The sequence below is a fragment of the Olivibacter sp. LS-1 genome (genome assembly GCF_008245145.1).
Classification (GTDB): Bacteria; Bacteroidota; Bacteroidia; order Sphingobacteriales; family Sphingobacteriaceae; genus Olivibacter; species Olivibacter oleidegradans.
Window position 1 is genome coordinate 417,152 of sequence record NZ_CP041643.1, and the last position, 15,556, is coordinate 432,707.

At 40.9% G+C, this 15,556-nt stretch carries 12 protein-coding genes and 1 pseudogene; 9 read left to right on the top strand and 4 right to left on the bottom strand.

All coding sequences use genetic code 11. The features are described from left to right. Window positions 1-3: 3 nt before the first annotated feature. The 4 genes from FKG96_RS01770 (at window position 4) to FKG96_RS01785 (ending at window position 2,172) form a co-directional block, all read left to right on the top strand. Window positions 4-480: an SRPBCC domain-containing protein gene (locus FKG96_RS01770; RefSeq protein WP_041387097.1), complete on the top strand. Its 477-nt coding sequence runs from the start codon at window positions 4-6 to the stop codon at window positions 478-480. Next, a complete protein-coding gene (locus FKG96_RS01775) occupies window positions 477-881 on the top strand; it encodes a DoxX family protein (RefSeq protein ID WP_149105096.1) in 405 nt (134 codons plus the stop codon). The genes FKG96_RS01770 and FKG96_RS01775 overlap by 4 nt, the downstream gene beginning before the upstream one ends. A 50-nt stretch (window positions 882-931) precedes the next feature. Further along, window positions 932-1,531: a YdeI family protein gene (locus FKG96_RS01780; protein ID WP_013664262.1), complete on the top strand. Its 600-nt coding sequence runs from the start codon at window positions 932-934 to the stop codon at window positions 1,529-1,531. Between the two features lie 74 nt (window positions 1,532-1,605). Further along, entirely contained in the window at window positions 1,606-2,172 is a 567-nt protein-coding gene (locus FKG96_RS01785) for a DUF4256 domain-containing protein (protein ID WP_130854868.1), read from the top strand. 195 nt (window positions 2,173-2,367) lie between these two features. Here FKG96_RS01785 and FKG96_RS01790 read toward each other — a convergent pair whose 3' ends face one another. Further along, window positions 2,368-2,976: a very short patch repair endonuclease gene (locus FKG96_RS01790; protein ID WP_246860240.1), complete on the bottom strand. Its 609-nt coding sequence runs from the start codon at window positions 2,974-2,976 to the stop codon at window positions 2,368-2,370. Between FKG96_RS01790 and FKG96_RS27155 the strand changes: the two are divergent. From FKG96_RS27155 to FKG96_RS01815, 5 genes and pseudogenes are all read left to right on the top strand, one after another. Further along, window positions 2,955-3,223: pseudogene (locus FKG96_RS27155) on the top strand (DUF6010 family protein). The gene FKG96_RS01790 and the pseudogene FKG96_RS27155 overlap by 22 nt on opposite strands. Window positions 3,224-3,328: 105 nt before the next feature. Continuing rightward, complete coding sequence (locus FKG96_RS01800; protein ID WP_149105098.1) at window positions 3,329-3,973, top strand: hypothetical protein; 645 nt, start codon at window positions 3,329-3,331, stop codon at window positions 3,971-3,973. Window positions 3,974-4,166: 193 nt separating this feature from the next. Further along, window positions 4,167-6,617 (top strand): FtsX-like permease family protein, encoded by a 2,451-nt coding sequence (locus tag FKG96_RS01805; protein WP_149105099.1) that lies wholly within the window; start codon window positions 4,167-4,169, stop codon window positions 6,615-6,617. A 177-nt stretch (window positions 6,618-6,794) separates the two neighbouring features. Next, on the top strand, window positions 6,795-7,877 hold the full coding sequence (locus tag FKG96_RS01810) for a sensor histidine kinase (RefSeq protein ID WP_149105100.1): 1,083 nt from the start codon (window positions 6,795-6,797) through the stop codon (window positions 7,875-7,877). Then, the gene (locus FKG96_RS01815) at window positions 7,855-8,583 is read left to right on the top strand and encodes a LytTR family DNA-binding domain-containing protein (RefSeq protein WP_168204527.1); all 729 of its coding nucleotides are present in this window, start codon (window positions 7,855-7,857) and stop codon (window positions 8,581-8,583) included. Before FKG96_RS01810 ends, FKG96_RS01815 begins: the two co-directional genes overlap by 23 nt. 62 nt (window positions 8,584-8,645) lie before the next feature. Here FKG96_RS01815 and FKG96_RS01820 read toward each other — a convergent pair whose 3' ends face one another. Genes FKG96_RS01820 through FKG96_RS01830 form a run of 3 tightly spaced genes read right to left on the bottom strand, consistent with a single transcriptional unit; the run spans window position 8,646 to window position 15,522 of the window. After that, entirely contained in the window at window positions 8,646-10,475 is a 1,830-nt protein-coding gene (locus FKG96_RS01820; protein WP_149105102.1) for an alkaline phosphatase, read from the bottom strand. Between the two features lie 9 nt (window positions 10,476-10,484). Next, the gene (locus FKG96_RS01825; protein WP_149105103.1) at window positions 10,485-12,023 is read right to left on the bottom strand and encodes a SusD/RagB family nutrient-binding outer membrane lipoprotein; all 1,539 of its coding nucleotides are present in this window, start codon (window positions 12,021-12,023) and stop codon (window positions 10,485-10,487) included. Between the two features lie 10 nt (window positions 12,024-12,033). After that, window positions 12,034-15,522 (bottom strand): SusC/RagA family TonB-linked outer membrane protein, encoded by a 3,489-nt coding sequence (locus FKG96_RS01830; protein ID WP_149105104.1) that lies wholly within the window; start codon window positions 15,520-15,522, stop codon window positions 12,034-12,036. Window positions 15,523-15,556 lie beyond the last annotated feature (34 nt).

Genomic DNA, 15,556 nt, shown 5'->3' on the forward strand with positions numbered 1-15,556 from the left:
ATTATGAAATATAAGACGCAGGTGCATGCCGTAGATGGTAAGCAGGAATTAATGATTACGAGAGAATTTGATTTACCTCTAGAACTTCTTTTTAAGGCTCATGTAGAGCCTGAAATTGTTAAACAGTGGATGGGAACGAATGTATTAAAGCTTGAAGGTAAAAAGCATGGTAGTTGGCAATTCGAAACGAGAGATGAGCAGGGAAACGTTCTTTTTCGGGCCAACGGAACAATCCACGCGTTTATTCCAAACCAAAAAATCATACGGACATTCGAAATGGAAAATGCACCTTTTGACGTTCAACTTGAGTTTCTGGAATTTGAACAACTTACGGTCGACACAAGCAAACTCACGATACACACAATATTTAGATCGGTAGCTCTTCGCGACGAAATGCTAAAGTTACCTTTTGCCCAAGGCATTAACATGGCACATAACCGTCTACAAAACATGGTAAACAAATTAAAACAAGAAAGATGAATATGCTAAATCGCTCCGCTGGCAAAGCACGAAAAATTACTTATTGGATTGCTACACTTTGGCTTTCATTGGGAATGCTTTCGACCGGAATTGTCCAATTAATAAAAATAAAAGAGGAGGTCGATGTGACATTACATTTAGGCTATCCGATCTATTTATTAACAATAATAGGTATTTGGAAAATTTTAGGTGTTGTAACGGTGCTTATTCCTAAATTTGCTTTATTAAAGGAATGGGCTTATGCAGGTTTTTTCTTTGCTATGTCGGGAGCGATATTTTCTCACATAGCATCCGGCGATCCGGTGAAAGAAATATTTCCGCCGCTACTTCTTTTAGTTTTAACGGTAATATCTTGGTATTTCAGACCGGCGGAGAGAACGCTTGTCACAGCTAACCGATAATCGAATAGACCTAGTATGCTACCGCAGACTATTAAAAAACTAAAAAAAACATGAATCCTAAAGTTGATTTCTTCTTCAATGAGGAACAAAAGTGGCAAAACGCATTTAAAAGACTAAGAACGATTATACTTGACTGTCAGCTAAGCGAAGAACTGAAGTGGGGTAATCCTTGTTACACGTTCCGAAACACTTCTCCTGATAACCAAGAAAGAAACATCGTTTTAATCCACGGATTTAAAGAATATTGCGCCCTTCTGTTTTTCAAAGGAGCTCTCTTGCAGGACATCAACGGCATCTTAATTCAGCAAACAGAAAATGTGCAGGCAGCGCGCCAAATCCGATTCACGCATGTGCAACAGATAATCGAGATGGAAGCCCTCATAAAGGCTTACATCTATGAAGCGATTGAAGTAGAAAAAGCAGGATTGAAAGTAAATTTCAAAAAGACTGCGGATTTTACAATCCCGGACGAATTTCTGCATAAGCTAAATAAAACACCGGTTTTGAAAGCTGCATTTGAAGCATTGACGCCAGGCCGGCAAAGAGCCTATATCTTTCATTTTTCTCAGCCTAAACAGGCGAAGACAAGAGAAGCGAGGATTGAAAAGTGTATACCACTAATACTGGAGGGAAAAGGATTAAACGATTAATATGTTGGTTTGATGCTTTCTGAAGTCGTAAACTAAATCATCTTAATTGAACTGAATAACAAAGCAAAAATAATATGGCAAATAATACAAAGAGGTTGTCTAAAGAGCAATCTGAAGAGCTATTCAAGACATTGAAAATGCGCTTTGAAAAAAATATGCAACGTCATAAGAATCTTGACTGGACAAAAATACAGGCACGATTGGAGGGAAATCCTGAAAAGCTCTGGTCTCTACATGAAATGGAAGTGACTGAAGGTGAACCGGACGTTGTCGGCTTAGATCAAACTACAGATGAATACATCTTTTTTGATTGTTCAGCGGAAAGCCCAAAGGGGCGTCGAAGCATTTGCTATGACCGCGTCGCACTGGATTCAAGAAAAGAACATAAACCGAAAAATAGCGCGATGGATATGGCTGCTGAAATGGGTATTGAAATGTTAACGGAAGAACAGTATCGCTCCTTACAGGAGCTTGGAAAGTTCGACATGAAGACATCCAGCTGGATAATAACACCCGAAAATATTCGAAAACTTGGCGGTGCTCTTTTTTGCGATCGTCGGTATGACCATGTCTTTGTATATCACAATGGTGCCGACTCTTATTATGCTGCTAGGGGTTTTCGTGGTTCGCTTAGGATCTAATTTGATTTAGAGGGCAAATATTAGACCTAAACAAAATAAACCCCAGCTAATGCCGGGGTTCGAAACAAGTACATATAAATATTTAATATATTATTTTAACGTTTATCTTTTTAAATTGGTATCACTAAGATTAAAATCCGCGAGGAATACCATCTGCGTCTTGTAACCGTAAACTCATAAATTGAATTACTCGGATCAAGGTATTTTAATCTCTCTGGCCGTTTCTACATAAAGCATAATCTGATTGACAACCCGTGGTAGATTTCTTTTCACCTCGTCTGACCAAAAACGAAAGACAGTATAGCCCATTTCTCTAAGCTTTTCATGATTGATACGGTCTTTCTGCATGTTACGTTCAATTTTGGGTATCCAGAATGCCTTGTTGCTTTTAATTTGATGTTTGTTCTTTTCCCAGTTATAACCATGCCAAAATTCACCGTCAACAAAAATTGCCAATTTGTATTTTTTTATAACGATATCGGGTTTGCCGGGTAAGGCCTTATCATGTAATCTAAACCGCAGATTTTTGGCCCAAAGCGCACGACGCAGCGTCAACTCCGGTTTAGAGTTTTTGCCTTTCACACGCGACATGTTGTAACTACGCTGCTTCGTAGTATAAAAGCCGGCCGCCTCTTCAAAACGTGGCACCTTAATGGGATCTTCGCCTGCGGGATGAAATACCATAACACAAAGATAACACTCTTTAATGAGGCTTGTTTTAAGGCTGTCTATTACAATGTACATGCGTAAGAATCGCTGGCGCCACTTATTGGAGCGGGGGCTTGGGCCTTCTTGAATTTCCATTACGTATCGTCATGATTTTTCTGTCATATAAAGGACTTAAGAATTACAATTACATTGCTGTTGGATGGCTAGTTCATACTGTTTACGACTTGCTCCATCATTTTTACGGAATCCCATTGTCCCTATATCACCAAGCTCATCAGCAGGGTGTGCCGTATGCGATCCGGTGCTCGCTATCTGGTTCTTTATGGGCGCTCCCTCCGTTTTCGAGCTTTTCAAAAAGAGAACATTTGTAGAACTCCAATAACGTTATCGCATGTATCATTTTATTGTTGGAAGGCATTTATGGCAATTTTAAAAACCGTTTGCTAAGTAGCGCGTTACTTCAGTAGAACATATAAACCGAGCACTAATGGCATCACACAAATTGTTTATCTTCCATCTTTTATCGTTGATTATTTTTTTTCACGCCGCCTGTTCGAACGGCAAGGATCCGGAAAAATATATAGGCTTTTGGCTAGACCCGGGCGATGAGTTGGCGATACCGACAGAAATTAAGCAAAAAAATGGGAAGCTTTATATCGTGATGAATGTTAATGGTGAGCAGACTGAATTACCGGCTATGTTTGATCGGGAGGGAAAATCTATCCTTGCCAAACTACCGATGCCTACCGGTAATTTGGTCGATGTGAAAGCACTTTATCTAAGTGAAAGCAAGCGCCTGCAAATAGATATCGCCGGTATGTCAAACGAACTTTCCAAAATATCTGAAGCGGTGGCAACTGAGCGCAAAAAAAAGATAAACGAATTTTATGATCCAAGCTTCTTCGTAGGTAAGTGGATTGACATAAAAACAACCAATCCGGATTCCATTGAAATTTCGAAGCAAGACGACCAGTACTTTCTTAAAACAAAACTCGATAGCACTGAAATACGCTATAATAAGCGTTTTTTTGAATGGTTTTACATGGGTAATCCCAATACGATACGTCGATTGAAAAACGGAAATATCGAATGGTCTATCGGTGCTTTACGTACGGAATATAGAAGACTGTGATTAACTACTCCAAATTTAAATTATGATCATTTTCGAACGCCAGTGTTCATAATCGAACAGTGATAGAGAATTAAAATCGTTAGCAAACACAAAAAAAAGCGCTTTTAAAGGTGGCAAGCTTCTTGGTAGGTATCGGTTACACCCCTACTTTTAATGCGATGGTGTTGAACCAGTAGGCAGATTTATTTGTAAAATGATCAATAATACCCTGAAAATTGCCCTGCGCCATTTATGGCGCAATCGCCTTTTTACTACTTTAAATGTTTTCGGCCTGTGTATCAGCATCTCCGCTTGCTGGATTATATATCGTATTATTGGTTACGAATTCAGCTATGATGCACAACTCCCTAACAAGGAACATATCTACAAAGTTATTTCCTCTTTCGTTTCTGAAGATAAAACTTCAAAAATGGGGGGCGTGGCGGCACCCTTATACCAAGGAATCCAGGAAGAAATTACCGGATTGGAGCACGTAGTTCCCGTATTCTTTCAGGGAATTAACCGCGCGGAAACGCAGCGGAATGGAGAAAAGTTTACATTAGAGGACCCACAGCATGTCGCAGCAACGAATAACCAATACTTTCAAATGTTGCCCTATAATTGGTTAGTAGGCGACAAAGTAACGGCCTTAACAGATCCAAAAAGTGTTGTCCTTACCGAGCGTCGTGCAAAGGAATATTTTCCAAATGCAAAACCGGAAGATATGTTACATCAAACGATTACTTATTATGGGCGGGATACTGTACAACGAACGGTAACCGGCATCGTATCCGATTTTAATAAACCTTCCGAATTTATCGCGGAGGAAATGATTGCCCTGCCTGGAAAAGTTTATGAAAGCTACATGTGGACAAACACAAATGGAGGTGATCGTCTTTATCTACAATTCAAAAAAGATGCAAATGCAATCGCCAAGCTCAAGCAGATTAACGAGCTTGATAAAAGACATTGGAAAGCTTTTGCAGATGAACGGGGAAGTGAATTAAAGAAAACCAAATCGTATGAATTATTACCTATACAAGAGGTGCATTTTGCAACTGATGTAAGCGATTATGGTATTAGTAAAACCAGTAAACCGGTCATGTTTGGACTAGTAGGCATCGGTGTTTTTTTATTGATACTTGCCTGCATCAACTATATCAATACAAGCGTTGCCCAAATGCCGCAACGGGGAAAGGAAATAGGCGTGCGAAAGACCTTGGGAAGCAGTAAATGGCATTTGATGAACCAATTTTTAGTGGAAACGCTGTTGACTACATTTATAGCGTCGATATTGGCGTTTGCTTTCGGCAAAATCGGATTTTCAATATTAAAGGAGCTTATTCCTACAGGAGTTACCTTTAGCGGCGAACCTCATGTATTCCCGCTATTCGTATGCATCATTATAATACTAATAACATGTTTAGCGGGCCTTTATCCAAGCTGGCTTATCACGAGGGTAAAAACAGTGGAAGTGTTTAAAAATTCCTTCACTGTGATCCGCTCGGGCTCGCGATTCAGCTTACAACAGGCATTAATTATATTTCAGTTTGCCATTGCCATGGTGTTTATTATCTGTACCATTATTGTCGGCGCACAATTGCGCCATACGTTGAAAGCAGACATGGGATTTAATAAAGAAGCCATCGTGCTGATTGATATACCCTGGAAATATCTTGGTGATGCTCGTTATAGCAATAAGCAATTTACGTTGTTCTCTGAACTACGCAAACAACCAGGCATCAAATCTGTAGCCTTAGGTATCCCGCCCCTTTCCTCCGGGTATTCGTCCAGTCCTTTCCAGACTGCAGTGGATGGCAAAGACTTAAACATGATAAAAATGTTTAAAAAGAACATAGATACAGCGTACCTCCGACTTTATCAAATGCAACTCGTTGCAGGAAGAAATATACTTCCTTCTGATACGATCAGCGAATTTGTGATTAACGAGGCCGCTGTTAAGGCTTTTGGCTTTCCTTCTCCCAAAGAGGCTCTCGGTAAAATGATCAATCAGTTAGGCAACACCAAACATGCTATTGTAGGTGTCGTGAAAGACTTTCATACACAAGATTTTTATACTTCAATAGAGCCTTTGGTCATGATGTCAGACAAGTCAAGCCTGTCTACATTGAATATTAAATTAGATACAGAGAATACGGATCAATGGCAAGCAACGCTTAAAGCAATTGAACATCAGTGGCGTAACTTCTATCCACCTGAAGGTTTTCGATACACCTTTTATGATGAAACAATCGAGGCCATGTACAAACAAGAAAGGCAAATTGCTAAACTTATTAACCTAGCGATGGCGATAACACTCTTCATCAGTTGTCTTGGCTTATTTGGCTTGGTTACGTTGACTGCTTTCCAGCGCACAAAGGAAATTGGCATACGAAAAGTGTTAGGTGCAACGGCCATGGGCATAGTAACCATGTTATCGAAGGATTTTATAAAGCTTGTAGTAATTGCCCTAATTGTGGCGTCGCCCGTTGCCTGGTGGGCGATGAATAAATGGTTAGAAAACTTTGTCTATAAAATTAATATTGAATGGTGGATGTTTGTGGTAGCAGCCGCTTCGGCAATCATCATCGCTTTGCTGACGGTTAGTTGGCAGGCCACCCGTGCAGCCCTTGTCAATCCGGTAGATAGTTTAAGGAATGAATGACTATATTTAATTGCCTCGCCTAAATCTATGTAATCACCTCGGGTAACACCTCTCCTTACCCGACGGGGCCTATCTTTGAGCTGTCAGTGGATATTGTCAGCTTGTTTTAGCAATTTTATGTAAATTGGCATCGATGCCAATGGAAATTTGCATTTCAATAAACATCGGACACCTAAAATGATTTTTGCAACAGATTTTTTGCGGAAGAGAAAAGTGGTACTTTGGCATATCGTAGGCTGGTTTATCCTGATCGCTTATGAGGTAAGTTTTGTGATAGCCTTCGGAGCAAAAGTAACGCCTTTTGTCGTTGTTTTCGCGTATATTCTCGCTATTGCGCTATTTTATTTTCATGCTCACTGGGCGTTAACCAGAAAAAATCGACAATGGTTACTTTTACTTATACCCCTCGAAGTTCTAATTTATTATGAAACCATAATGTTTTTAGATTATTTGAAGTTATTTGATTATGAAAATCGCCCCTCCTTCTCCGAAAAATCGTTGATTATAAAACATAGTTATCGCGCCCTTTTCTTTATAATGCTGAGCACAGTATATTGGATTTTTATTAATGCGCTGCAGAAGCACCGACAAGTAGCGAAATTAGAACAAGAACGTGCTGAAAATGAGCAAAAACAGGCAGAACTGAAAATGAAATTAATAAAATCACAAAATGCTAAACTGCGTACGCAAATTGAACCGCATTTCATTTTCAACACCATGAACTTCATCTATGATGCAGTAGAAGGCGTATCAGAAAAAGCAGGCGAGGCAGTTTTGCTCTTGTCGGAGATCATGCGCTATACCTTGCAGAAAACAGATGATGACCATGAGGTACCGCTTCAGATGGAACTGGAGAACATCCGAAATCTCATTAGAATAAACCACATAAGAACCAATGGCAAGTTAAATATCACCCTAGAAATCAATTTGGTAGACTATGACCTGAATGAATTAAAAATTCTTCCTCTTTTGTTTACTACCTTTGTGGAGAACATGTATAAACATGGCGATTTAACGGACCACCAGGCTCCCGGTATTGTTTACGTAATTGCCGAACATGGTGAACTTGTATTTAAAACCTGGAATAAAAAACGTACACATATGCCTGTTCAGGGGACTTTCGTCGGCATTTCAAATGCGCGCGAAAGACTGCAAAGCTTTTACAATGACCGTTTTAGCCTATCCATTGAAAACAGAGTTCATGACTTCTTGATTGAGCTCAAAATTAGATATGCGCATGATACGTTGTTATGTAGTTGATGATGAAGCAGCTTCTGTAAGCCTGCTAAGCAAATTCATAAACAAAACGCCCACCCTTGAATTATTGGGATCCTCATTAAATCCCTTGGAAGCTTTAAAAAAATTTCAACAAAATGAAATCAGGGCCGACATCACCTTTCTTGACATTAACATGCCTGAAATATCAGGTTTGGAATTAGCCAATTTAATTAAAGACTATACGCATATTGTCTTTACTACAGCTCACACGCAATACGGTTTAGAAGCATTTGATCGTGACGTCATCGACTACATTGCTAAACCTTTTGGATACGAACGATTTTTAAAAGCGGTATCGCGTTATCAAAAACTTAAGCAGAGTACCCAACAGCCAAGCAAAAAAGAAAATTACTTCTTTATTAAAAGCGATATAAAGGGTAAGTTGATCCGTGTTTTAATAGACAAAATTCTGTACATCGAGTCGACGACCAATTATATCACCATTTATACACCTACTGAAAGCTATATGACTTATATAACCTTAACTGAAGCAGAGGAATACTTAAAGCCATATGATTTTGTCAGGGTGCATAAGTCTATTATCGTCAATCCAAAAAATATTAAGTCGATTGAAGGCAATAAGATTTTACTTGGCAATAAATTGACAATTTTAGCAAGTCCCGGCTATCGAAAAATATTATCTGAAAAAGTCAACCAAAGTTTATTGATTTCTAAGCGACGCAACTAGCACTCCCATTAGTTTAAATATCAATACCCCACTCCTGCTCATAGAGTGGGGTAAAGAATGGATTATTTAGCGGAGAGTAGTTCAAAAATGCGCTTCCCGATATCGCTGTTTTGCATAAAACCAGTAAACCTAGCGGCTCCGGGGCCATAACTGTATACAGGAATAGGGGCACCGGTATGGTCATTGGTAACGAACTCACCGAGTACAAAGCCCTTCTCATAGTCACCATCCACCAATACCAATCCGCCTGTTTCATGATCAGAGGTCACCACTACCAGTGTTCCCTCATTTTTATCGGCATATTGCAAGGCCTTTCCCAATATCCTATCAAAGCTTAGATATTCCTCAATACATTGTGCAATCTTATTGCTGTGTCCACCCCCGTCAATTTTAGCGCCTTCAACCATCATAAAAAAACGATCATGCCGCTTTTCCATTAGAGCCAAGGCATCGTCAAATGCATCTTCCAACATATGATAGCCCCTGGAAGGATCATCTTGGGCCAGACAAATAAGCTGCTCGCCGGAAACGGTATTTAGCTCACGTAGGTCGGTACAAATAACGGTACCTTTTGTCATTAATTGCTGTTTCAGTTTAGCGCTGTCTGCGACTAAGCTTGGGTGGCTGCCACCTACAAATAGCTTTACAGGGCTTTTAAGGATATCATAAGCGATGGCTGTCGAATAGTCGCGCTCGCTTTGATGTGCAAAGAAAGAGGCGGGTGTTGCGCCGGTAAGTCGATCGTTTGTGAGAATAGCACTTGGTATCTGTATGTTATTCAACTTCTCCGGTAAATTGGGTAAAGCTTTGCCGGTACTATCGTTACCGATGTAGCGATTTTTTGTTTTTTCACCCGTAGCAAAAGCTGTCGCACCTGCTGCGGAATCAGTGTTGTAATCATCCGCCGGTGCAGTGTTCTGAAAACCAATATGCTTAAACTGTGTCATATTCAATTGGCCACCATTGATGGTCGCTGCTGCCCATTGCTGGTTGAAACCTGCTCCGTCGCTGATAAGCAAAATGACCCGCTTCACCTTTCCTTTCGTACCATCCTGCTTATAGCTTGGCCGATATATTTCATGCTTATTTTTACGGGTATAACTATTCACCTCGTATCTATTTAAAAAGCTAGCCAGAATATTCGGTGAATCGGTATTTAGGTAATCTACTCCCAATTTTATAAAGGCCTGCCAGGCCGTTTTGGTGTCGGGACAGCCCCAGAAGCGTACGGGTTTACCAACTGCATGCACCGAATCGATAAAATGCTTTACTTTGTTCCGCTCCGGCTCAGTTATTCTTCCCAAACCGTTCCAAACACTGAAAGACTGAAAAGGTGCACTATAGAATGCGACTCGTTTAAGCTGTTCATCGCTATAGCGAAGCTGTGTACGGCCATCAAAGTAAAATATTGGATCAAAGGCCCCGAAACGCTCCGGCTTAGGCATATCACCACTAATTACTAAACGCACGGCATCCGGATTTCGGTTTACATCAAAATAAGCCCGAATGGGGGCAAGTTGGCGCTCCAATGCTTTCAAAGTAGGCTCTCCATCTGTTTTTAAGTCGATCAAAAATTGTAGTTGCCCACCTTCAGGGTATACCTTACCATTATGCAAAGATATCTGTTGCAATAAGGGCTTTAGATAGAGATTCTGAATGGTGTGTCCGGGTTTAATCTCCTTCTCTTCGTGTGCTACATAAAGTGAATCATTTTTCAAAAACACGTCTATTTCGATGGAAGCAAAACGATTCGCATAAGCTGTATAAAAAGGCTGTGCTTGTAAATAATCGTTGTGCGAATGCGCGTTTTTGTTAACCGTGTACTGCTGTGCGTGCGCAAACAGCCCGCTACTTGCCAAGCTGCACGCACATATCCATTTTCTTATATTCATCTAATACTTTTATGGTTGAAACCAAACTTTTGTATTATGAGTAGGCATGTTACCTCCCATTGTGTCATTTACCCATTGAATCAGATTGGGGTTATTTTGTTCATTATCCGAATACACATATCGAACAGGAATAGGTGCCAATACCGATGGTCCGGGCTTTAACTGTGGATAACCGGTACGTCTCCAAGAAGCCCAAGCCTCATAGCCATTTAAAAAAGCATCTATCCATTGCTGCTCGGCGATCTGTTGCAAAGCTGTTTCTTCCCGAAGTGCTATATCGGTACGCCTTAAGAAACCCGTTGTCTCCGCTTGACTGATATAAGGCGTTTCCTCGTTGGATGCCTGACCTACTTGTGGCCATTTAGCCAATGAAGCGGCTATCCCCTCTAAATAAACAGCCGCCGCATCTCCCTGCACCCCCATATTTCTCACGATTGCCTCTGCTTTTAAAAACAGAAGTTCACTATAAGTGAAGAGGAAGGCCCTATTTTCTTTTCTTATTCGTTTACCCAATACGGAATAATCATCTTTATTGAGGCCTGTTTGCTGGTACAAAGCGTTCTGCTCCAATGAACTCAACCCAACCCGCTGTCCACGATAAACATAAGGAACAGTAGAGTTACTACGATGGGCGTTATAGGAATTTTTTGTCGGGGCTACATAAATTTTCATCCGAGGGTCGGCCACTTTCTGCAACATATCTACCATCGTTTCGCTTACACGATCGTTCCCATCGAAGTTTACACCACTACCATCTCCCGGCGGATTAAGAATAAACCACCGGTATAAATCGGCATTATTATTATAAACTAATGTAGCTTGATCTTCCACTTTTTCGAATATTGGATATTCCGAAGGATTATTAAAAATGGCGCTTACCGCAGCTGCGACATCTGCTTTTTGCGATTGGCGCATCAATATACGGATTTTTAAAGAGTTGGCGAATTTACGCCAAGCACCGGTGTTTCCATTATATAGGATATCGCGATTGATAGTCAATGAGGGATCTATGCCTTTTAGTAATTGATTGGCTTGCTCCAGATCGTTAAGCATTAGTCCATATACCTCCTGCTGCGATTGATAATGTGGAAATTCCAATCCTGCCACATCCCCTTTTCCAGCTTCGTCATAAGGTATATCCCCATAGGCGTCGCTCATGATCGATAAAATATAAACCTTGCAAATCAAGGCAACCGCTTCATAATGCGGCAATTGATTCTCCTGTGCAAGTAAACGTAGCTGATTCACATCTTTAATCAGACGCATCGCGCCGTTCCATTCCTCACGAAAAGAGGCTCCCGTCAGATTGTACCGGCCATCCTCCTCACTTGTTCCGCCCAAATAGGCAATATGCTGAACAAATTGTCCGGCCCTACTGCCTCCACTGGCAGTCATGGTGCTAACAGCACCACTGAGTATGGGGGGTAATAGCATTTCAGGAGGTACAATATCCGGATTATTAGGATTAATGTTAATTGCTTCAAAGTCTTTACACGATCCAAAAATGAGTAAAAGGATCGACAGTGAAAAATAGATCAACTTCTTCATGGTGCTTTCTCTAAAAGTTAATATTTAACGCAGCGCCAAAGCTACGTAGTGAAGGAAGTGAAAAGGCTTCTAAACCCTGAAATTGGCCATCGTAACCGGATACTTCAGGATCAATGTTGGGCACGTCCGACCATAGGACAAGGTTACGTCCCACTAGCGAAAAGCTTGCCTGTCTTATCGGTGTACGCTTCAATAATTTTTCGGGCAGTCGGTATGTAATTTTCACCTCCCTCAGTTTTATATAAGAAGCATCAAAAGTGGCAATACGGTCATTGTTATAGTAAGCTCGCCAATAGTTACGCACCGTAACTTCTGTATCGTTCGGTTCGCCCGTATCAATATCAACCCCTTCACCAATCATTGTACCACCACCATTTGCATCCCGATTTACTAAGGATTCCTTCAAAGAGCCACTATTGATTCCCTCAATATAAGTACGTGAATGTACAACACCTCCTTTCTGAAATCCGAAGAGGAAGCTGAGGTCAAAATTGCGATAGGAAAATTGGTTAGTAATCCCTCCGGTATAATCAGGATTTACATTACCCAAGTATCCCCAGTCGCCATTTTCTTCTTGGGGTAAACCGTTACGATGCGTCAGTGTACCGTTCTGATAAATCAGGTAGTCACCGTACAGAGAGCCAAAAGAACCATCACCTTTTGTATTTTCGGTACGCATTTCCAAAGATGCCCAACGCTCAAGCTGACGGATACGCGAAATGCCTAAATCTTCCGCCAAGTAGAGCACTCGGTTTCTATTTAGCCCAAAGTTCACATTTACGTTCCAACTAAATTGATTCGTTCTTATGGGGGTTACATCTATCATTAGTTCAACACCATTATTCTTCATTTTACCTACATTCATTAACTTCGTATCGTATCCTGCCGAAGGGTTTAGCGTAACGGGAATAATCAGATCGGTGGTAGTGCTTCTATAATAAGTAAAGTCGATCCCCAAGCGGTTATTGAAAAATCTCGAATCAAAACCAAATTCATATGAGCTAACTTTCTCGGGCCGAATGTCCGGATTGGGATAATTATTATTGTGTACAGCAACCGTCTCACCATTCCATCCCTGTGTAACCTGGAAATTTGGCATCGTCTGGTAGGGCTCGAGATCTCGCCTTACCGAAGAAAGGCTACTGCGAAGTTTTAAATAGCTTAAGGCGTCGCTACGCCAACCGAAAAGTTCAGTTGCCACCAAACTGAGGGATGCCGATGGATAGAAATAAGATCTATTTTGTTTTGGTAATGCACTTGACCAGTCGTTTCTCCCGGTGAGATCTAAAAAAAGAGCGTCTTTATAGCCAACCTGAGCAGTTCCATAAACTGAATTTATTTTTTTTTGTTGACGAATATTACCTGCCACAATGGGAGAAGCGTTATTCGTCAGGTTGTACACATTGGGAATTGATAGACGATCTACAATAGCGCCGAGCCGTTTTGATTCCTGATTCATCAAATTCCCTCCCAAGGATGCATTTACGCTAAAATCGTCGTTGATCTTGGTATGATAAGAAAGTAAGGCATCATGATTCGTTTCAAGAAAATAAACATCATCTTCCTGATAATATCCATTAACATATTGTGCCGATGACACTGCATGACGCATCGTACGCTTATCATTATAGAAATCACGACCGGTACGCAGCATGAGGCTTAAGTTCGGCAAGAAGTTATAGGTAAACTTTACATTACCGTAAACCCGATCACGGTTGTTACCGTTTAGATTTTCGTAAGCAACAAAATAAGGATTGTTTAATCGACTGCTGTTTAAACCCCAAATGGGCGAAAGTTGCCTCGTTCGCAATGAACCATCTGCCCAATAATTACGCAAGCTATTTATGTTCACATTTCGAGGCATATATAGGAAGATTTTCATGATGGCATCCTCATTCTTGGCACCATAACTTGCGCGGTTATCACTTCCTGAATTAACATAGTTCATATTCACATCTATTTTTAACTTAGGAGTAATAGCATAACCTGCATTTAACCCAACAGCATTACGACTTAAATCGGTATTCGGTACAATTCCGCGCTGAGAGGTATTTGTATAAGAAAATCGGAAATTTAACTTTTCATTACTTCCCGCTATAGCTAAATTATTAGTGAAAGTTTGTCCTGTTTGAAAAAAGTCTTTCAATTGATTTGGATAGGCAATAAAGGGGGTAGGTATACGCTGCCCTGTAGCTGGATCGATTGGTGAGTCAAATTGCGGAATTAGCTGGCCATTCAGGCGTGGCCCCCAGTTTTCCATCACATTATCGTTTAAGCCGCCTCCCATGCCGTCTACATAGCTATATTCGCCATCGCGGCCCTGGCCATATTCGTACTGATAATCCGGTAATTTAAGTGGAGTCTCTGCGCTCGCTTGCGAATTGAAACTAACGCCAACACCCTTTGTTCCCTTACCCGACTTGGTAGTAATTAATACAACGCCGTTTGCTGCACGCGAACCATAAAGCGCCGCAGCATTTGGTCCTTTTAAAACGGTTATGCTCTCAATATCATTGGGGTCAAGTTCTCCCGCCGCATTTCCATAATCTACTTCTCCTTCTCCGGCAGTGAAATTCGGATTATTAAAATCTTGCCTTCCAGTATAAGCCCTGGTCGACTGCTCATTATTGTTACTGATCGGAACGCCGTCTACAACAAATAAGGGCGAGTTATTATAATTGTAACCACTCACAAAATTTTGTCCACGAATTTGTATGTTGGCGGAGGAGCCAATTCCGCCACTCGAATTGGTGATGCGCACACCTGCCACTCTTCCATTCAAGGTATTAAGCAAATTTGTTTCGTGAGATTCTTGAATAGTTTGGCCTTCTACTTTCTGCTGAGAAAAACCAATCGATTTTGCTTCCCTCGATATTCCTAAGGCAGTAACAACCACCTCGTTCAAAGGGTTGTTATCTTCTTGCAAAGTCACGTCGATTCGGGCCTGCCCATTGACAGTTACTTCATGTGACCGATAACCAATATAACTAAAAACAAGTACGCTTTGTGAAGTTGGAACTTGCAATTGATAATGACCATTATGATCGGTAGTCGCTCGCTGAGATGTGCCCTTCACCTGTATATTTGCGCCGATGACAGGACTACCGCTAGTAGCATCACGCACTTGCCCGTTAACGGCTAATCCCTGTTGAACACGGCGAAGTGAGATAGTGCCGGCTTGTTCTTCAAAAACAATCTTTTCTGCTTTAAATAGATCAGACAGTATTTCGGATAGTTTACTATTTTGATAATGTATGTGACTGAAAACCAACTTTTCCAGTTGGACGTCTTCTGTAAATGCAAAATCGACAGATGCCTTTCGTTCGATTTCCTTCAGCAGTGTATAAGCATTTACTTTATTAAAAGAGAGATGGATTCGCTTCTCAAGTCCTTGTTCGGGTTTATTTGCCGAAGCCATTGTAATTACCGCGCACATATTAACTAGCAATGCGAGCGATTGTAGTATTGGCAATTTAAAGCGCCAGCGTATTAATTTCATTTGAGTTAAGGGTTGAATTTTTAAAGATTGATTG